Origin of the sequence: Streptomyces sp. AN091965, from assembly GCF_022698285.1 — a bacterium.
Taxonomy (GTDB): Bacteria; Actinomycetota; Actinomycetes; order Streptomycetales; family Streptomycetaceae; genus Streptomyces.
Map to the genome: position 1 here is coordinate 262,324 of NZ_JALDMY010000001.1, position 18,354 is coordinate 280,677.

At 69.9% G+C, this 18,354-nt stretch carries 14 protein-coding genes; 5 read left to right on the top strand and 9 right to left on the bottom strand.

Annotated features, from left to right (window positions below; all coding sequences use genetic code 11):
* Nucleotides 1-62: 62 nt before the first annotated feature.
* Genes MQV74_RS01055 through MQV74_RS01065 form a run of 3 tightly spaced genes read right to left on the bottom strand, consistent with a single transcriptional unit; the run spans nucleotide 63 to nucleotide 2,049 of the window.
* Nucleotides 63-995, bottom strand: coding sequence for an oxidoreductase (locus tag MQV74_RS01055; RefSeq protein ID WP_242714090.1), 933 nt, complete (start codon nucleotides 993-995; stop codon nucleotides 63-65).
* The gene (locus tag MQV74_RS01060; RefSeq protein ID WP_242714091.1) at nucleotides 992-1,597 is read right to left on the bottom strand and encodes a TetR/AcrR family transcriptional regulator; all 606 of its coding nucleotides are present in this window, start codon (nucleotides 1,595-1,597) and stop codon (nucleotides 992-994) included. The genes MQV74_RS01055 and MQV74_RS01060 overlap by 4 nt, the downstream gene beginning before the upstream one ends.
* Nucleotides 1,594-2,049 carry an ester cyclase gene (locus MQV74_RS01065; protein WP_242714092.1) on the bottom strand — a complete coding sequence of 152 codons (456 nt, stop codon included), beginning with the start codon at nucleotides 2,047-2,049 and terminating at the stop codon, nucleotides 1,594-1,596. The genes MQV74_RS01060 and MQV74_RS01065 overlap by 4 nt, the downstream gene beginning before the upstream one ends.
* 291 nt (nucleotides 2,050-2,340) lie before the next feature.
* Here MQV74_RS01065 and MQV74_RS01070 point away from each other — a divergent pair, with 291 nt between their 5' ends.
* Entirely contained in the window at nucleotides 2,341-2,811 is a 471-nt protein-coding gene (locus MQV74_RS01070) for a GNAT family N-acetyltransferase (protein WP_242714093.1), read from the top strand.
* Nucleotides 2,812-2,899: 88 nt separating this feature from the next.
* Complete coding sequence (locus tag MQV74_RS01075; RefSeq protein ID WP_242714094.1) at nucleotides 2,900-3,715, top strand: SDR family NAD(P)-dependent oxidoreductase; 816 nt, start codon at nucleotides 2,900-2,902, stop codon at nucleotides 3,713-3,715.
* Between the two features lie 319 nt (nucleotides 3,716-4,034).
* On the opposite strand, the gene MQV74_RS01080 is transcribed toward MQV74_RS01075, so the two are convergent.
* From MQV74_RS01080 to MQV74_RS01110, 6 genes are all read right to left on the bottom strand, one after another.
* Nucleotides 4,035-4,640: a dihydrofolate reductase family protein gene (locus MQV74_RS01080; protein WP_242714095.1), complete on the bottom strand. Its 606-nt coding sequence runs from the start codon at nucleotides 4,638-4,640 to the stop codon at nucleotides 4,035-4,037.
* A gap of 332 nt (nucleotides 4,641-4,972) precedes the next feature.
* Nucleotides 4,973-8,281 (bottom strand): ALF repeat-containing protein, encoded by a 3,309-nt coding sequence (locus tag MQV74_RS40650; protein WP_278194059.1) that lies wholly within the window; start codon nucleotides 8,279-8,281, stop codon nucleotides 4,973-4,975.
* Between the two features lie 163 nt (nucleotides 8,282-8,444).
* On the bottom strand, nucleotides 8,445-10,031 hold the full coding sequence (locus tag MQV74_RS01095; protein WP_242714096.1) for a trypsin-like serine protease: 1,587 nt from the start codon (nucleotides 10,029-10,031) through the stop codon (nucleotides 8,445-8,447).
* 134 nt (nucleotides 10,032-10,165) lie between these two features.
* Nucleotides 10,166-10,639, bottom strand: a complete 474-nt coding sequence (locus MQV74_RS01100; RefSeq protein WP_308402214.1) for a hypothetical protein — start codon at nucleotides 10,637-10,639, stop codon at nucleotides 10,166-10,168.
* Between the two features lie 1,054 nt (nucleotides 10,640-11,693).
* Entirely contained in the window at nucleotides 11,694-12,947 is a 1,254-nt protein-coding gene (locus MQV74_RS01105) for a helix-turn-helix domain-containing protein (RefSeq protein ID WP_242714098.1), read from the bottom strand.
* 163 nt (nucleotides 12,948-13,110) lie between these two features.
* A complete protein-coding gene (locus MQV74_RS01110; RefSeq protein WP_242714099.1) occupies nucleotides 13,111-13,338 on the bottom strand; it encodes a hypothetical protein in 228 nt (75 codons plus the stop codon).
* Nucleotides 13,339-13,845: 507 nt separating this feature from the next.
* Here MQV74_RS01110 and MQV74_RS01115 point away from each other — a divergent pair.
* The 3 genes from MQV74_RS01115 (at nucleotide 13,846) to MQV74_RS01125 (ending at nucleotide 18,346) form a co-directional block, all read left to right on the top strand.
* A complete protein-coding gene (locus tag MQV74_RS01115; protein WP_242714100.1) occupies nucleotides 13,846-14,109 on the top strand; it encodes a DoxX family protein in 264 nt (87 codons plus the stop codon).
* A gap of 735 nt (nucleotides 14,110-14,844) precedes the next feature.
* A complete protein-coding gene (locus tag MQV74_RS01120; protein WP_242714101.1) occupies nucleotides 14,845-15,945 on the top strand; it encodes a ScbA/BarX family gamma-butyrolactone biosynthesis protein in 1,101 nt (366 codons plus the stop codon).
* An 877-nt stretch (nucleotides 15,946-16,822) separates the two neighbouring features.
* The gene (locus tag MQV74_RS01125) at nucleotides 16,823-18,346 is read left to right on the top strand and encodes a sugar transferase (protein WP_242714102.1); all 1,524 of its coding nucleotides are present in this window, start codon (nucleotides 16,823-16,825) and stop codon (nucleotides 18,344-18,346) included.
* The last annotated feature ends 8 nt before the right edge of the window (nucleotides 18,347-18,354 follow it).

The window sequence follows — 18,354 nt, forward strand, 5'->3', positions numbered from 1 at the left end:
GGACCAGTCGGTGAAGTCGGTCAGTCGGTGAAGTCGGTCAGTCGGTGAAGTCGGTCAGTCGGTCAGTCGGTGAAGTCGTAACGGACTCCTGTGAGCTGCTCCGACAGGTCCCACAGGCGGCGGGCGGTCTCGGGGTCCGTGGCGGACTCGGCCGGCTGTACGAGGGTGGGGTGGCCCTTCGCCTCGTTGCGTCCGTCGGGGCCGATGAATTGCCCGCTCCTGGCCTGCGGGGCGGCGGCCGCGTAGAGCTGGTTGAGCGCGCCCGTCTCGACGTCCTGGGCGACGAGGCGGTTGGTGACCTTGAGGATGGCCTTGAGCAGTCCGGTCGGCCCGGAGGACTGGAGGTTCGTGGCCGAGTAGCCGGGGTGGGCCAGGATGCTGCGGACCTGGACGGCGTTCGTACGCAGTCGCCGGTCCAGTTCGAGGCCGAACAGTACGTTGGCGTACTTGGACTGTGCGTAGAACCCGCGTGGTGAGTAGGACCGTTCGCCGTCGAGGTCGTCGTAGTGAATGGCTCCGTTCTTGTGGAGGGTCGAGGTGACCGTCACTACGCGTGGGTCGCTTCCGGTCCGCAGTCGCTTCAGCAGCAGGCCGGTCAGCGCGAAGGGCCCCAGGTGGTTGGTGGCGAACTGGGACTCGAATCCCTGTTTGCTGAGGGTGCGCGGCGGCATCATGATCCCCGCGTTGTTGACGAGTACGTCCACGGGTGCATCGAGGGTGTCGGCGAAGTCGCGGACCGAGTTCAGGTCGGCCAGGTCCAGGGCGCGCAGTTCCAGGGAGGGGGCGACGAGCTCGCCGCGGAGTCTGTCCAGCGCGGCTCTGCCTTTGTCCGCGTTGCGTGCGGTGAGGATGACGTGAGCACCGTGGCGGGCGAGTTCTCGTGCGGTGACGTAGCCCAGGCCGCTGTTGGCACCGGTCACGATGACGGTGCGGCCGGTCTGGTCCGGGATGTCGTCCGCAGTCCAGCGGGCGGGGACGGCGGGAGCGGTGGTCATCGGGCGTCTCCTTCTGACTGCTGTGGGGTGCGGAGCAGGTCGTCGACGCTTGCCGCGAGCAGCCGGTGCAGGTGGGCGCGGTCGACGGGGAGTTTGCGGATGGCGTGCAGAGCGGCGAGGCCGTGCGCGGTGGCCCAGATACGGGCGATGCGGTCGTCGTAAGGGTCCGCGACACCCAGGGCGTCCGCGATCACGGCGCCGACCGCGTTGCCCTCGGTGACGGTGTCGGCGGCGGGCACGTGGACGCCACCGAGGCCGTACATCACCTGGTAGACGTCCGGCTCGTCGAGCGCGAAGTCCAAGTAGGCGGCCGCCGCGGCCTGGACCGACGTACCACCGGAGCTCATGACGCCGGCGAGCCGGACGAAGCCGTCCTTGACGAAGGCCAGCAGGATGTCGTCCCGGCCCTTGAAGTAGCGGTAGGCGTAGTTGGCGGAGTAACCGATCCGGTCGGCCAGGCGGCGCATGCTCACGGCGTCCCAGCCCTCGGAACGGGCCAGCTCACGGGCGGCCCGCAGGATCTCGGCCCGCGTTTCAGCGCGTTCCCGCTCCCGGCGCTGCCGGGACCTGGAGGGCTCGGGCTCCTGCCCGGGAGGCGTCATGACGCATCGCCCTCTTCCCGGCTCCGCGCGCCGGCGGGCGCGCCGGGCATGTTCATCGGTGCGAGCAGGCCCAGCTGGGTGAAGAACTCGATGGTGTTGAGCTCGTCCCAGTGCTCGACCGCCATGCCGTCCCGTACCCGCCAGATGTCCAGTGACCGCATCTCCACCGGGCGACCGGTGGGCTCCTCTCCGAGCAGCGACCCGAGGTGGGTGGCACGGTAGGTGAACCTGCCGACCACACGGTCTCCGTCGACCAGGACGTCCTCGAGAGTCACACGGGTGTCGGGGAAGGCGGCGAACCAGCGGCCCCAGAAGGCCCGGTTGGCCTCCCGGCCGTCCTCGACGTACGGGTTGTGGTTGACATAGTCCTCGGCCACGAAGCCGTCCACGGCATTGGGGTCGTGGCCGTTCATCAATGCGGCGAATGCGTGCGCGACAGTCTGCTGGGACATCGGATCCTCCGGTCGTCGATGTGGTTACACCGTACACGATGTGTACGGTGTAACCAATAGTGGATGCGGTCGTGAGGCCGCCACCTATCCCCCCTCCGCATCAGCGAACAGGACACGAGGGAAGACCACCCGGCATCAGCCCGGTGCGATCTACGCCTCAACGCAGACCGGGTGCGTGGTCCTGGTGTTCACGGTGGTAGCAGTTGCGTGGGCGCCGGACGGATGCCTTGCCGCTGCTGCGCTGCGACGCCGTGGTTGGCGAGCTGCTGACCTCCCTGCTTTGCAGGGCTGATGCCGCAGCCCTATCTGGACTCGATGTCCGTGGCGGACGACGCCAAGCCGCGCCGCGCGTTCCTGGAACGCGGCACCGGCGCCATGGCCGACCGGGTCGCCGACCGCACGGGAAAGTTCGTGGGGTGGGTCTGCTTCGGACCCCGCCCGGAGCCCGAAGAGCCGCCGCGTGACGGCGAGTTGCACGCCATGTACGTGCTGCCCGAGCAGCAGTCCACAGGGGTCGGCACGGCGCTGATGGACCACGTCCTCTCCGAGGCGCACCGCCCTGACCTGACCTGGGTGAGGCTATGGGTTCTCCGGAGAAACACCCACGCACGACACTTCTACGAGTGGACGGGCTTCTGCAGCGATGGCCACGCGGAGAGCTCCGACATCGGCGGAACCCCCGTACAGAGGTGCGCTACGAGCTATCTCCGACCGCCACGGTGGTGCAGCAGGAGGACGGTGCGTCGGCCGTGCTGCTGGTAGCAGCCGCACCCGGTCGGTCCAGTGGTGCCGGCGCTTCGTATGCTCGCCGTGCGAGGAACTGGAAGCCGATCTTCGGAGGCGAACGACCATGGCAGAACAGCGTGTTGTCCTGGTGACGGGCGGAGGCACCGGAATCGGGGCCGCCACCGCCCGGCTGCTGCGCGCAGGCGGGCACCACGTCGTGATCTCCGGGCGGCGGACCGAGCCACTTCACGCGGTGGCCAAGGAGACCGGAGCGCTGGCCCACCCCTCCGACGTCTCCGACCCTGAGGCCGTGCGCGAGCTCATCGAGACGACGGTGACGGCCTACGGGAGACTCGACGGTCTGGTGCTCAACGCCGGAATCGGACGGGGCGGTGCGGTCGGCGACACCACGGTCGAAGACTGGGAAGAGCTGATGCGGACCAACCTCACCGGCCCGTTCCTGCTGCTGCGCGCCGCGCTGCCGCATCTGCTCGCCGCCCGCGGCGCGGTGGTCGCCGTCGCCTCGGTCGCGGCGCTGCGCAACAGCGCAGGCAACGCCGCCTACGCGACATCCAAGGCGGCCCTGCTCCACCTCTGCCGCTCCCTCGCCGTCGACTACGGGCCGCAGGGGCTGCGGGCCAATACGGTGTGCCCGGGCTGGGTGCGTACAGAGATGGCTGACCAGCGGATGGCACGGTTCGCGGCAGAGGCGGGCCTGGCGGGCGGCACCGAGGCAGCGTACGAGGAAGCCAACCGGCTGAATCCGGCCGGGCGGCCCGGCGATCCGGAGGAGGTCGCCGAGGCGATCGACTGGCTGCTGTCACCCGGCGCGTCCTACGTCAACGCGGCCGTCCTCACCATCGACGGCGGAATGACCACGGTCGGCGTCGGTGGTGCCGCCTTCGACCACCGGATCGAGCCGCGCACCCCGCACCTGTAGCGGAGTACCGGATGGGTTCATTTCGCGGGGTCCGCGGTGAGGGCTGGACCTGTGACGGGGGCAGACCCGCCGGCCCCAGCAAGAGCTGGGCTTGAACACGTCCAGATGTTGCGTCAGGTCGAAGCACCCAACGACTGGATGGCCCGGGCCTTCGGGGGAGCTCCGGATCGGACGTCGATCGGCTCGGACGTCGGCACCGCGCCCGGCGCCCCTGCGTGCCGTCTCCCTCAGCTCCTGTTGGTCTTCGACGTCCACGGCCGCCGGGGTCGGGATGGCTGCGGCCGGGCGCGGCGCGGGCAGTCCGGCGGACGGGGTGTCGTCACGCAGGGGTGTGGAGCGGTGGGTGGTCGAGTACGCGGGGCTTGTACTCGACCAGTTGGATGCGGCCGTCGAAGGTGCGGTGCTCGGTCATCTCCAGGGCGACGTCCGGATAGCCGTCGTAGATGCGTTCTTCGCCCGTGGCCCCGGTGATCACCGGGAACATCACGACCCGGAAGCGGTCGACGAGTCCGGCTCGCAGCAGGGACCGGCACAGGCTGAGGCTGCCGATCGTGCTGAGGAGCCCCGCGCCGCTCGACTTCATGGCACGGACCGCCTCGACGGCGTCGTCGCGGACGAGTGTGGAGTTGGCCCACGTCAGGGGCTCCTTGAGGGAGGAGGAGAACACCACCTTGGACGCTTGCGTGAGCTCGTCGACGGACGCCTCTTCCTCGGGCCTGAACTCGTCCTGGCCGCCGGGGACCTCGCCTGCGGCGAAGCCCGACATCAGGCGGTAGGTGTTGGCTCCCATCAGGTAGGTGACCTCGGGCTGCTCGCCGAGCCACGCGAGGTACTCCGGGCCCTCCAGGCCCCAGAACCCGGGCCATCCCTCTCCCGACGCGCAGCCGTCGAGGGAGGTGATGAAGTCGACGAGAAGCTCCGACATGACGGTGTCCTTTCGTGGGGTGTCACGAGCTTGGACCGGCCGGGCGCCACAAACTCATCGGCCACGCTGTGAAGTAACGAAAAAGGCCATGACACTGCAGCCGATCAGGTCGGCGGAGCGGCGCTGCGGCAGGCCCAGGCCCATCAGCCACCCCGCCGGGTCCGTGATCGGACCGCGGAGATGTGCGCGCTGCGGGGCCGCCACCCCCCGCTGACGTATCCCGGCTTCTGCCCGGGACCACTCAGCCAGGGAGACTGGGCGCGTCGGCAAGGGCCGGGTGCGGCCGGAGCGCGGAGTGAGGCGCCGCCTCCGCGCTCCGGTCGGGCGCGTGATCAGAAGGTCAGCCAGCTCGTGACCGGCGAGATGAGGTCGTGTCCGAACTGCGAGACCTTCGTCACGGCCCTGCTGCCGCCCATCGCCCCGATCCATTTGGACTGACCGAAGGTGAGCAGGGCCAGGCCGCCGCCGGCGAGGGACGTGAAGAATTTGCGGCTCGTCCAGCCGTAGCCGAGGCCGGTGAAGACGACGTTGGCGCCGGTGAAGATGAGCGAGGCGATCCCGAAGCCGACCGCGAGCGGAGCCGTGACGGGAGCGATGGGCAGGAACAGGCTGGCGACGCCGAGCCCGGCAGCGGCCAGTCCGGTGAGGATGCTGAACGCGTTGAAGGCGTCCGCATAGCGCCTGGCCTCGAGCTTCCACTGAGGGACGAGGTCGTCGAAGTCGTCGTTGTCAGGGGTGTCGGCCGGGTTCTGCCCGCTCGCCCGTGCCCGGCGGGCGTCCTCGGCCGCCTTCCTCATCGCCGCCGCGATCTCGGCCTTCCGCTTGGCGGCCGCGATCTGGTGCGCCTGGCTGGCGGCCACTGCCGCCGTACGCGCGTCCTTGCCCGCCTGGATCGCCGAGGCGCGGGCCGACGTGGCCGACTCCTGCGCCGAGTTGGCGGAGGCCACCGAGCGGCGGGCGGCGTCCATGGCGCGGTTGGCGGAGTGGTTCGCCGTACGCGCGGCCGTACGGGCGGTGGCGGCTGCCTGCTTCGCCTTGTCGGCGGATGCCTGGGCGTCCCTGGCCGACTTGTCGGCGGCATCGGCGTTCGCATCCGCCTGCTGGGCGTAATGCGCGGCCTGCGTCGCCGACTTCTTCGCCTTGTCCGCCCACTCCAGCGCTTCCGACGCCGCGTTACGGGCCCTGGCCGCCGCCTCCTGGGCGCGGGCGGCGTCCTCCTGCGCCTTGTGCGCGATCTTCATGGCGGCGGCGATCGCGCCCTGGATGGCGGCGATGTGTGCCGCGGAGTCGTGGTCGAGCTGCGCGGTCTTGTACTGCACGGTGGCGAGGAAGCGGCGGCGCATCCATGCCGGGCCCTCCATCGCGGCCTGGGCGTGGGCCTTGGTGTACGGGCCCGCCGAGGCGATGACGGCGGCGGTGGCCACCGCGTCGTCCTCCTGCTGCGCCGCCTCGTAGGCGGCGCTGACGAACTCGTGCAGCGCCCGGGCGGTCCCCGCGTCCAGCGCGTCGTTCGCCGCCCTCCTCACCGCGCTCCCGGGACCGCTGGCCAGAATGCGTGTGATCATGACGCGGTTGTCGGTGGCGGAGGCCTCCACCACGCCCGTGCTCAGGAACGTCGTGGCAGCGTCCGGGGCGGCGCTCTCCACGGCCTCGGTCGCGGCGTCGGCGACGTCCGGGGTGGAGATGCGGGCCAGGTAGAGGGCGGTCTCCCTGTCGTCCTGATGCTGGGCGAGCTGCCGGTCGGTGTCGATCCAGGCGTGGATGTCGGCTTCCGTACCGCACAGGGCGAACCGTGCGGCCTCACGCGACCAGCCGCCGGGAGCGTTCATCAAGGCGATGGCCGCCTTGCGCCCCGCGGTGGCGGCGAGGTTCCCGTCACCTGCCTTCAGGGCCGCCTCGGCCTGAGCGATGAGGTCCTTGGTGGCCTGGGAGAGCTGATCGGCCTGGGTGCGTTTCCTGGTGACCTCCTCCCGCTCCTGCTCCTCGATCTGCACGAGCAGCCGGGACTCCTCCATCGCCTGCTTCATGTCCTCGTCCAGGCGCTGCCACTCGGCCTCGCGTGCCTCCTTCTCCACCTCGACGGCCTTGGTGACGGCTTCGATGGCGGTGTTCGCTGCCTTGGTCGCCTCGTTGGCGAACTCGGTGGACTTCTTCGCGTACTCGACGGCCTGACCCGCGTATTTGGCGGCCCACTCCGCCGCGTCCGCGGCTCTGTCGGCATGACCGGCCGCGCTGTTGGCGGCGTCACGGGCGGTACGAGCCGCCTGCGCCGCCTTGTTGGCCAGGGCCTGGGCGGTGCCCGCGGCGTTGGTGGCGATGGTGGCGTTGGTGTTGGCGATCTGTGCCTGGCGGCGGGCCTCGGCAGCCAGGGCCTGGGCCCTGCCCGCGGCCGCGGCGGCCGCTGCTGAGGCGTTCGCGGCCGCCGCGGCGTTGCGGGCCGCGGACGCTGCGGCCGACCCGGCGCCCGCGGCCTGGGCGGAGGCCGTGGCGGCGTGGTCGGCGGCCCGGGCCGCGGTGCGGGCCTTGGCTGCGGCGTTGCGCGCGGCGACGGCGGCGTTCTTGGCGGCGGCCGCGCGCGAGGCGTCCTTGGATGCGGCGATGGCGGCCCCGTAGGCGGCCGCGGCGGCGGATCCCGCGCTGGCGGCGGCCTGGCTCGCCGCGGTGGAGGCGTAGGCGGCGCGGCGCGAGGCCTGAACGGCGGCGTGGGAGGCGCGGATCGCGACCCGGGCGGAGTTGGCCGCGCCTTTGGCCGACTCGGCGGCTTTGCGTGCGGCTCTGCCTGACTTCACCACGTCGTCCTGGGCCGCCTTGGCCTCGGCTGCGGCCTTCTCCGCCGCTTCCTTGGCCTTCTCCGCGGCGGTCTGGGCGCGGGCGGCGGCCTCTTCGGCCTGCTTCGTCTTCGCGTCGGCCTTCTTGCCCTCGCGTTCGACCACCGCCACGAGTTCCTCGATGGTGGCGGACTCCTGGTCGCGGGCGCGGGCGATGTGCTGGCCGGTGTCGAGGAACCACTCCACGTCCGCGGCCGTGCCCGACACGGCACGGTCGGCGTACTTGCGCACTTCCGGACCGGCCTCCCGCATGAGCGTGAACGCCTCGAAGCGCATGTCCTCCAGGCGGGCCGCGTGCTGGCCGTCGGTGAGGAACGACTCCAGTGCGGTCCGCGTGCCTGCCTTCAGGGCCGCGTCGCCGTCGCGGTTGACGGCCTTCCCGCCGACGGCCATCACGGTGGTGGTGGCGACGCGCAAGTCCTCCGTCAGAGCGACTTCGAATCCGCCGTCGAGGAATTCGGCGATGGTGGCGTCGCCGCCGTCCAATGCCGCGCCCGCCTCCCGCCGGGTGCCCTTGCCGCCTCCGGCGAGCGAGCTGAGGATGGCGACGCGGTTGTCCTCCGCGGTGGCATTGGGCAGGCCGTCGGCCAGAAACGCCCGGACATCGGCGTCCGCGCCGCTCAGTGCGGCCTCGGCGGCGGTACGGACCGCCTTGCCGCCGAGCAGCCACGCCTTGACGACCTTGGCCCGGTCGGTGTCGGGCAGGCTGAACGGGTCGCCCTCCTCGCCGCCGGTCGGCGGGGTGTCGGCTCGGGCCGCCAACGGGTTGAGGACGAGACTTGAGGTGACGGCGACGGCGGTGGTGGCCGACAAGGTCGCCAGAACGCGTCGTCTGCTCCATAACGTGGTGTCCACAGGGGTGGCCCTTCGAGGTCGGTGCCCGGTGGCGGCGCACAGCGGGCACGCAGGGCGGCCGCGCGGGGCAGGAGGGTGGGGTGAGGTGCCTCAGCTGTTGCGGCGGGCGACGGCTCGTGCGTCAGATCCAGTCGTCGCCCGGCGCGGTGGCGAAGTAGGTACCCGTGTTCAGACGGGCACCGACCTTCCCGTCCGGGCTGTGGACGACCAGGTCCGCCTTCTTGTCGGCGTTGACGTCGCCGAAGTACAGGTGGCCTTTGCCGGGGTGGCCGAGGAAGTTCGACCAACCCGCACTCCAATGCGTACCACCGTCAAAATACGTGCCCTTGTTCACACGCACCGAAATGTTCCCATCAGTGCCATGAACGATCAGATCAGCCTTGCTGTCACCGTTGACGTCACCAAAGTACAGACGACCCTTGCCGGGATGACCGAGGAAATTCGACCAACCCGCACTCCAATGCGTACCACCGTCAAAATACGTGCCCTTGTTCACACGCACCGAGACGTTCCCATCAGTGCCATGAACGATCAGATCAGCCTTGCTGTCACCGTTGACGTCACCGAAATACAGACGACCCTTGCCGGGATGACCGAGGAAATTCGACCAACCCGCACTCCAATGCGTACCACCGTCAAAATACGTGCCCTTGTTCACACGCACCGAAATGTTCCCATCAGTGCCATGAACGATCAGATCAGCCTCGCTGTCACCGTTGACGTCACCGAAATACAGACGACCCTGGCCAGGGAGACCGAGGAAATTCGACCAACCCGCACTCCAATGGACCCCTGCGGAGAACCGGTAGGCGGGCTTTCCCGGTTGTGGCGTGAAGTTCTTCACCGCGGTGCGCACTGTGATGGTGCCATCCGCGCCCTGAATCACCAGGTCGTCCGCGCCGTCTCCGTTGATGTCGGCCATGGACACGACCTCGCGCAGACGCTCCCGCGCCTCCTGGGCCCATTCCTGGGCCGCGCCGTCGTCGACACGTCCCGACAGGGCACCGGTACGGGTCTCGGTCGCTTCCTGTCCGAAGCACCCTCCCTGCCAGGAGCGGCTGTTGACGGCGACGAGTTCGGTCTTGCCGTCCTGCTCCCTGATCAAGGGGCCGCCGGTATCGCCTGCGCACACCGCGGCACCGCCCTGGCCGGTGATGGCTACCTGGCCGTCCTGGACGGCGTCCACAGTGAAGGAGCCGGTGTGCAGGGTGAGCGGGGACCACTCGGTCCTGGTACGGCCGTACCCGGCGGCCTTGAGGGTCTCGCCGGCGCCGGGTGCCGTGGTGGCCGGGGAGATCGGGGCGATCCCGGAGGTGGGCTGCGCCAGCCGGGCCATGACGAGGTCTCGGCTCGGGTGCGGGACGAGCTCCACGACCTCGGTGACGAGTCCCCCGGTGCCGGTCAGGTCGGTGCGGCCGATGGTGGCGACGGTCTTCTTCGCGGGCTTGCCCGGCTCGGGCGTCGCTCCCGATGCGGGGGCGTCGACGAAGCAGGAGGCGGCGGTGAGCACCCAGCGGGGGTCCACCAGCGCGCCCGAGCAGGCCCGTTCGCCGTCGCCGATGTCCAGGCGCGCGGCGAAGGCGTAGGCGGAGCTGGTGGTGGCGGTACCGGAGACGGCGCCGACGGGAACGGCGGCGCTCAGTGCGAGAGGCCCGGTGATCATGGCTGTGGCCAGAGCGACGAGGCGCAGGGGTCTGGTGAGGGGCATGATGTGTTCCTTGCTGCGAGGTGGGCAAGGGAGGCCCGTCGGCGGGGCCTGACGGGAAACGCGGAGCACGGCCTTGGCGGGCGCGGTCGGGCCGCCGGCATGGAAGCGCCGTGCGAAGAGGCCGGGTATGGCAGCTACTTGGCGGTCCTGATCTCCACGAGCATGAAGTCGCGGCCCTGTTCGTCCGCGCTCTCTCCCACTCCGGTCCAGGCGTTCTTCGTGATGTCGAAGCTCTTACGCTCACTGCCCGCGGTCATGTCCACGCGGGCGGCGTAGTCGTTGCCCTTCACTCCGAAGACCGAGGGGATCTCCAGGCTCAGATAGCCGGAGTTGCCGGTGACCCGGAAGCAGATCTTCTCCTTGGCACGGGCCCAGACCTCCAGCAGACCGGGCCCGCCGGCGCAGTCGGCGAGCAGGACGTGCCCGTCGCCCCGCTTGAGGATGATGCCCTTCTCCGCCCGGATCTTGTCGGCCTGCGGATAGGCGAAGTACTCGATGGCGAACCCGGGGGCGTCGTCCGCTACGAGGGCGCTGTGCACCTTGGTGTCCGCGTCAGCGGTGTGCGCGTCCGCCGTGGCGGGCGTGCCCGACAGGCCACCGGTCACCAAGCACCAGATCAAGGCGGCAACCGCTGCGCCGCTCAGTGCCGCCTTGCCGAGTCTGTGCCACTTCGTTCTTGAGGCCGTTCTTCTCCGTGTCTTCATCGCCGTCCTATCCGTAGGTCGCAGTACGTGGTCCGAACGCGGTGAGGGTGCGGGAGAGCCATGGCTCCGCCCCCGGAATCTACCGTCCGGCGCAAGCTGGAGTGCTTTCCCGAAAGCTCTGTGGAGCGAGACGGAAATGGACTCCGCATTCTGGAAACGGTGTGTGACGTGGGCGATTGTGGCGAAGGAAGTTACTCACGAGCTTGCCGCTGACGGCCGGGGCGACAGCTGCCGATGCGGTCGTTCCCAGCCACCGGATAAGACCCGGAGAACCGTGACGACATTCACCGCACCTGCCCCGCCCGGTCGTTCTCCGGTTCAGGAGGCGGAGACGGAGTCCGCCGCCTGGTCCTGGCGTTCCTTTAGTTTGCGCCATTCCGAGACGATCTCTGGGTTGTCGTCGAGCCAGCCTTGCCGAGCCGCCGCCAGGACGGTGTACACCGTATGCAAAGCATTCGCGGACTCTTTGCAGCCGACGCCCGCGCGCGACAGCGTCCTTGCGGGCGTCCGCCGTCGCAGGCGGTTCCCGCACAATCGCCACCGGTCCCTGCGCGGGTGCCCGGCCTCCTACACGCAGCGCCGCCAGGCGGCCCCGCCTCGCGCGGGAGTGTGTATCGGAGGCCGCGCGAGGCCATGGACAAGGGGGCCGCGAGGCCATGGACAAGGGGGCCCTGCGGACGCGGGGGCCACCGTCACCGTCAACGCACCGGCTGACAGCGCGAGACGCCACCAGCGCGAAGGCCGCCCTTCTCTTCCCTGTGGCCATCGATTCCACCTTCCGTTGCGGGGTCTTCCTGCCCCGCAGGTCCCGGGGCTGGCCCTCGGCGTCGGCCGCGCGGCGCGCGGCCGGTGCCGCGACGCCGGGGCCGGGCACGAGGCACTGGCTGCGAGAAGGGGACCGTAGACCACCGGCACGGGCCGGACCCGGAAAAAACTTCCGGGTCCGCCGTCGTCTTCGTCACGAGGCGTCGAGTACGCCGAGCGCCAGGGCGAGTTCGTACACGTCTCGTCGCGCGCTCTGTCTGTGCAGGCGCCCCGCCAGAGTGCGGGCGAGGTGATGCGTCCGTATCTGCGCGGGGGCCGCTCTGAAGGCCCGCTTCAGCTGATCCGCCGCCTCATCGGTCCTGCCGACCCCGTCAAAGGCCCGAGCGACATCGAGGCGCGCCCGTGCACGCCGTTCCAGCGGCAGGTCCCGCCCCAGTCGCAGCCGGGAGGCCAGATCCACGGCCAGTTGTCCATCGTCGAACTCAAGGGCCAGTGCCAAGCGATGAAGCTCGACGTTCGTAGGGCCGAAGGAGGTCCACATCGCGTTGCCGTCGGCACCCAGACGATCGGCTGCCCGCTGCGCCTGCGCCAACAGGTCATGGGCCAGGGGCCGGTCGGGGAGCCGGGCCGCGGCGACGGCCGCGTTGAGGCAGAGCGTTCCGTGCAGGGACAACGCCACCGGTGAGGACCGGAGCCGGCGCTGTGCCAGGCCCTCCATGGTGCGCAGCGCAACGTCCACGGCCTCGGCGGCCATATCGGACCCGAGCTGCACATGAAGCACGCATCGGCGCAGTGCCAGCATCACGGCCGGGTCCTCCGACTCACTCGCCGCGACGTCTCCTTGGTCGGATGCCGTCCAGGCCAGGCTGGTCTCGCCGATGTTGCGAAGGAGAACCGCCGTGACATGGCACACCAGAGCAAAGAGCCGCAAAGCCTGAACTCTTTCCCGGCCCGACGGGTGCTCGCACACGGCAAGGCGAGCATCCGCCAAGAGAGCGGGGAGGTCTTCGGTGAGTCGCTCGTAGTCAGACGCCTGAAAGCGCGACCACGCGCCATCCACTTCTGCGCCCAGACGCTCCAGCTTCGGTGGTTCACGGTCCGCGTACAGGGCTCCGCTCAGCTGCCGTGAACGCATCAGGGCCGATCTGATGGCAGTGACGCCGACTTCGCTTCCGCCGCCGACGGATATCGGGGCTTCCTCAAGGTCTTGCACCTGCACGCGGAGAGCCCGCGCCAGGTCCGAGAGCATTCTTACGTTGTGCACGGGGATCCGGTCCGCTTCCACGCGGTACACCCAGTCCTCCGAGCGGCTCAGCAGCGCTCCGAGTTCCCGCTGGAGAAGACCACGACGTTTTCGGTGGAACCGCACGCGTTTGCCAAATGAGAATCGCTCTGTCATGGCACGCAGGGTGCCCTGTTCCGCACCGCCCGGCAGAGCCTCGATCACGCCGTTCGACGGGCAGACCGCGATCGCCGCGTACGGGGGCCGTCAGCTCCCGCCCCGCCCGCTCGCGTGAGGTCACGGTCATCCTGCGCAGCAGCGAGAGCCCAGAGACGGAGCTGCGCGTCCGGCTCCAGTGCGGAGGAGAGCACTCCTCGCCCGACGCGCCTCAGCGGGCGGGCATGTACGAGAAGTAGGGCTGGACGGGGTCGTTCCAGGAGAAGCCCGCGGGGAGCAGGAACGTCGGACTGTCGCGGCAGTTGGCTCTGGGCCAGAAGCGCAGCGGGAGGTTGGTGCGGTTGGTGCCGCTGACCGCGCCCGCGGCCACGTTGCGGCAGACGCCGATCTCCGGGTCTCGATCGATGGTCCGGTTGCCTACGCGATCGAACCATTCCACGTAGCACTCGCCAGTGCCCGGTTCGTCACAGGCCGGCTCCGAGGCACGCGCCTGGGCCCGAGGTTCCGCGTGGACCGCACCCGGCGCCAAACCGATCACAGCAGCGGTGAGCGCGCAGCCGAGCGCGAGGCTCGGAGCCACTTTCTGACACCACACAACCACTCCTCATCGAGCAGGAACGAACGGCCCCACACGAGGCCCTGCCTCCATGCTCGGCCCGTGCCACACACCAGTCGATCACTCACAAGGAGGAAGGAGCGGGCCCGCGTCCAGCCTGCGGAGGCTCACTCATGACGCTCACTGCCGCCAGGCGCATCCCGCGCGGCGCCCGGTAGCGGTTGTGCGCATCCATCGCACGACGTGAGCATCGCGCTCCGACGCGACGCCGTCGCCCGCCACACCCTTAATCGGGCACCCTGCCCCTCCCGTAGATGTCGAAATGGATTTCGGCAACCTAGGGCGGCGGGGACCTGGGCCGCTCAACACACCATGAGCTGAGGGCATTTGATGGCCACCGCCCCGCCGACCCAGTACGGCGTCCCGCAGTCGTGGCGGGCCCTGCTCAGCCTGGCCAAGGCCGGCGGGGCCATCGGCCTGCTGGTGGGCTTCGCGGTGCCCGCGATCGGGGCGGCAGCCGCGATCGGCCTCTTCCTGCACTTCGGCGGGGCCGTCATCACCGTGCTGCGCACCCGCTCGCACAAGACCATCACCTTCCCCGTCCTCCACCTCGCACCCGTCGTGGCTGCCATCGCCCTCGGCTACGCCGCTTGACCGCAAGCCCCCTCCCCCGCAGCGCCCCAGCCCGCGACCGGCCTGCCCCACCGATCGCGGGCTTCGCGCCGTGGCCGCGGTGGCCACGTCGCGCAGGGGGGTGGCTTGTAGGGCGAAGTTCCCCAGGCTGCCTCTCTGATTCGCCGAGGCCTGACGGTGGCTCAGGCCTGGCCAGAAGGCCCGGCAAGGACACGCAGGACAGGGGCGGCAAGCCCGCAGCCGAACAGCCCAGGACGGCAGAAAGAGCCGAAGACACCGGAACGGCGGGAATCCCAGTGGGGAGCGACAGCACCGGGGCAGTGAGGCAGCCGGTGGGGGTGAAGGCACCAGATAGCTGACGCCCCGTCAAATCGGAGCCAAGGGGCGGGAAGCAGCCACCCGCCCCACGACGGATGACGACCTTCCACTTTCAGCCACCCAACGCCCTCCACGCCCCGCCTCACGGCCCCAACTCCCCGCCTCCGCCGAACAGTTCCGGTCAACTCCACCACCACCCCCACCCCCGCCGCACCCTGCCCCGGCACTCACCGCGCCCCTGGGTGCACCCGCCCGACAGGCCCCCCTTTCCCTGCCACCCCGCACCCCGGCCCCCCGGCACGGCACCCCGTGCCACGGACAGGATCCAGACACCCCTCGACAACAAAAAGAACACTCGTTATGTTGCTGGACGGCGAGACAGCGCCAACCGAGCACAAGTGCAAGCGGTCACTCGCAACCACTCAACGGGGGCTCACCATGCCTGTCACCCAGCACCTCACCCACACACCCGCACAACCCACCCTCGCACCCCACCACGTGCACAAACACAACCCCGCCGAAGTCCTCCTCACCGGCTACGACACCCTGCGCCCCGACACCTACACCGTCACCGCCCAATGGCCGACACACCACCCCTTCTACACCCCCACACCCCACCTCAACGACCCCCTCCTCTTCATCGAAACCATCCGCCAATGCTTCCCCCTCCTCGCCCACAACGCCTACCACCTCCCCCACGGCCACCACCTCATCTGGCAATACCTCACCGCCGACATCAACCCTCACGCCATGCACCACACCCCCCACCACCCCACCCACCTCACCCTCTACATCACCTGCTCCGACATCCGCCGCCGCCAAAACGGCCACCTCACCGCCCTCACCCTCCACGCCATCGCCCTGCGCAACGGCACCCACCTCGGCACCGCCCAAACCCGCTTCTCCGCCCACTCCCCCACCATCTACCAGCGCATCCGCGGCAACCACCCCCAAACACCCACCACACCCCCACCCCCCACCCACCCCACCCACGTAGGCCGCCACCACCCCCACGACGTCGTCCTCTCCCCCACCCCCCACCCCCACCACTGGACCCTCCGCAATGACACCACCCACCCCACCCTCTTCGACCACCCCGTCGACCACACCCCCGGCATGCTCCTCCTCGAAGCCGCCCGCCAAGCCACCCACGCCACCCACCACCACAACAACCACAACCACAACCACAACCACAACCACCACACCGCACTGAACACCGGCGCGAGCCCGGAACCAACCACAGTCACAGCCACAGGAACAGCCACAGCCACCCTCACCCGCACCCCAACCCGCACCCCCCGCCTCACCACCCCGCCCACCCCACCCCCCTACCCCACCCACATCCACGCCACCTTCCTCCAGTTCCTCGAATACACCACCCCCACCCACATCACCACCACCACACAACCCGGACCTGACACCGGACCAAGCGCAACCACCACCGGAACCACCACCGGAACCACCACCACCCACATCACCGCCACCCAAAACAACCAAACCGCCTTCACCAGCACCATCACCACCACACCCCACCCCTAGGCCCAGCCAGACAGCCGCGACAAACAGGGCACAGCGCAACGACCCACCCGCCAGGACCAGTTAGCCACCCTCCGCCCCTGCGCAAACGCCCCCTTCGCAGTGGCTAACGCGACCTCCCCGCTGGGCAGGCCACAGACCCGTTGGCCAACCGCCCAGCGGGCCTCCGCGGACAAGCCGGCCCCCTCCCCCGAGGGGGCAGGAACGCCCCACTCCGCGCATCCGCCAACAGACCGCCCCAAACTTCCCACTCGTCACCCGAGTCACGCCGCACCCGCCCCGTCGTCACGTCAGGGACCGTTGCAGTACTGATTACGGCCCAGTTGGCGGGGTCGGGGCGCCCCCCGGATTTGGGCGGCCTCGGGGTGGCGGAAGGACGTATTCACAGGCCACACGGCACGTGCTCGTCGGCGAGGCGTCCGTGGGCGGTAACCAGCCGGTGGACTTGGCTTCAAAGCTTGCGCACAAATTGCACACACACCCCTCTCCAGACGGGCTCCGATGGTCTATGTTGACCGTGCTTCGCCTGCGTGGTCACGAGGCAACGGATAGTGATCTGCGGGTGCGGCACCACGGAAGGCCAGCATGTGCCGTCTCGGGCGGCGGACGTGGGGGTGATCAGTACTTGGGGCCCGGGCTGAGGCCTCAGGCGTGGGGGGCAACCTGGAATTCGACGGGTTCCCGCATGCCTGGAGGGGCCGGCAGGGCGTGAGCGTCCGCCGCCTGGGTGGGGTGGTCAAGTAGCGCTGCAACAACCGGGACGCCATCGCGGAGGGCGACGGCTTCCCGAGGGGAGGAACGGTGCGGCGCGGGGGGCTGGGGGCCTCCCGAGGGGTGGACCAGTGCGGGAGGCGGGGGCCTCCCGAGGGGGGGAGGAACCATGTGGAGCGAACACGCCGAGCCCACTGGCGACCTGCGGGGGGCTGTACAGCCGGGGGAATTAGTCAGCCCGTTCTCATCGGCGCGCGGGCGCCCGGTGAACGGGGCGATCAGCCAGCCCGCGATCGACTGGGAGCAGCGGTACCGGCGTACCGTGATCACCAGCGACACCGTGGCCACAGCCTTCGTAGTGGCAGCCATCGGTAACTTCTTCGGGGCCCGGGACGCGGCCAACTGGCATGAGAAGTGGGGCATTCTCGCCTTCGGCACCGAGCTGCTCGTGCTGGGTGCCCTCGCGGTGAGCCGTTCGTGGGCTCCGGCCGTGCTCGGCCAGGGGGCCGAGGAATTCCGGCGCCTTGGCCGCTCGCTGTTCGCGGCGACGGTCGTCCTGGCGCTCGGCGGGATCGCCTTCACCTCGCGCAACATCAAACTCTGGATCTTCGTCGCGATACCGGCCATCGCGATCATCACCATGACGGCGCGCTATCTGCTGCGCCTCTGGCTGCACAAGCAGCGCAAGGAAGGCCGGTGCCTCAGACCGGTGCTCGCCGCCGGGAGCCTGGCCACCGTGCGCGATCTGATCACCCGGGCCCGTAAGTTCCCGCACCTCGGCTGGCGGGTCGAGGCGGTCTGCACGACGGACGGCCTCGGGCCCGACGGGGACCACCTGGACGGCGTGCCGGTCGTCGGCCGACTGGCGGACGTCGCGGGTCACGTACGCCGTGACGGCTACCGCGTCGTCGCGGTCACGCCGGACCCGCACTGGTCTCCCGATCGGCTGCAACGCCTCGCCTGGAACCTTGAGGGCAGCGACGCCGAGATGGTCGTGGCGCCCGTGCTGATGGAGGTGGCAGGGCCGCGGCTGCACGTCGACGCGGTGCTCGGGATCCCGCTGCTCCGAGTCAGCATGCCGACCTTCACCGGGGGCCGCCGGGCGGTCAAGGAGGTCGTCGACCGGATGGGCGCGGCCCTCCTGCTGCTGCTGTTCGCGCCGCTGATGATGCTCGTCGGGCTGCTTGTGCTCGTGGACAGCCGGGGCGGGGCGTTCTACCGGCAGCGCCGAGTCGGCAAGGACGGGCGGGAGTTCACGATTTTGAAGTTCCGCACCATGGTCGTCGGCGCTGATGGGGCACGGGCCGCGCTGGCCGACCGCAACGAGGGCGCGGGGCTGCTGTTCAAGCTCCGCAGGGATCCGCGGGTGACCCGGGTGGGAGCGGTGCTTCGCCGGTACTCGCTCGACGAGCTCCCGCAGCTCTTCAACGTCCTCACCGGGTCGATGTCGCTCGTCGGTCCGCGACCTCCGCTGCCGGAGGAATCCGCCGCGTACGGCCCGGACATCCGGCGGCGGTTGCTCGTCAAGCCCGGGCTCACCGGCCTGTGGCAGATCAGCGGGCGCAGCGACCTGCCGTGGGAGGAGGCGGTCCGCCTCGATCTGCGGTACGTGGAGGACTGGTCGCTCGCCCTGGACACAGTGATCTTGTGGAAGACCCTGCGGGCGGTGCTCCAGGGGCAAGGAGCCTATTGATGCGGGGA

Excerpts from the sequence above, each read along its gene's own strand:
- MQV74_RS01125 (WP_242714102.1), top strand. The coding sequence starts at position 16,823 with ATGTGGAGCGAACACGCCGAGCCCACTGGCGACCTGCGGGGGGCTGTA.
- MQV74_RS01120 (WP_242714101.1), top strand. The coding sequence starts at position 14,845 with ATGCCTGTCACCCAGCACCTCACCCACACACCCGCACAACCCACCCTC.
- MQV74_RS01065 (WP_242714092.1), bottom strand. The coding sequence starts at position 2,049 with ATGTCCCAGCAGACTGTCGCGCACGCATTCGCCGCATTGATGAACGGC.
- MQV74_RS01070 (WP_242714093.1), top strand. The coding sequence starts at position 2,341 with ATGCCGCAGCCCTATCTGGACTCGATGTCCGTGGCGGACGACGCCAAG.
- MQV74_RS01060 (WP_242714091.1), bottom strand. The coding sequence starts at position 1,597 with ATGACGCCTCCCGGGCAGGAGCCCGAGCCCTCCAGGTCCCGGCAGCGC.
- MQV74_RS01080 (WP_242714095.1), bottom strand. The coding sequence starts at position 4,640 with ATGTCGGAGCTTCTCGTCGACTTCATCACCTCCCTCGACGGCTGCGCG.
- MQV74_RS01095 (WP_242714096.1), bottom strand. The coding sequence starts at position 10,031 with ATGCCCCTCACCAGACCCCTGCGCCTCGTCGCTCTGGCCACAGCCATG.
- MQV74_RS01075 (WP_242714094.1), top strand. The coding sequence starts at position 2,900 with ATGGCAGAACAGCGTGTTGTCCTGGTGACGGGCGGAGGCACCGGAATC.
- MQV74_RS01115 (WP_242714100.1), top strand. The coding sequence starts at position 13,846 with ATGGCCACCGCCCCGCCGACCCAGTACGGCGTCCCGCAGTCGTGGCGG.
- MQV74_RS01055 (WP_242714090.1), bottom strand. The coding sequence starts at position 995 with ATGACCACCGCTCCCGCCGTCCCCGCCCGCTGGACTGCGGACGACATC.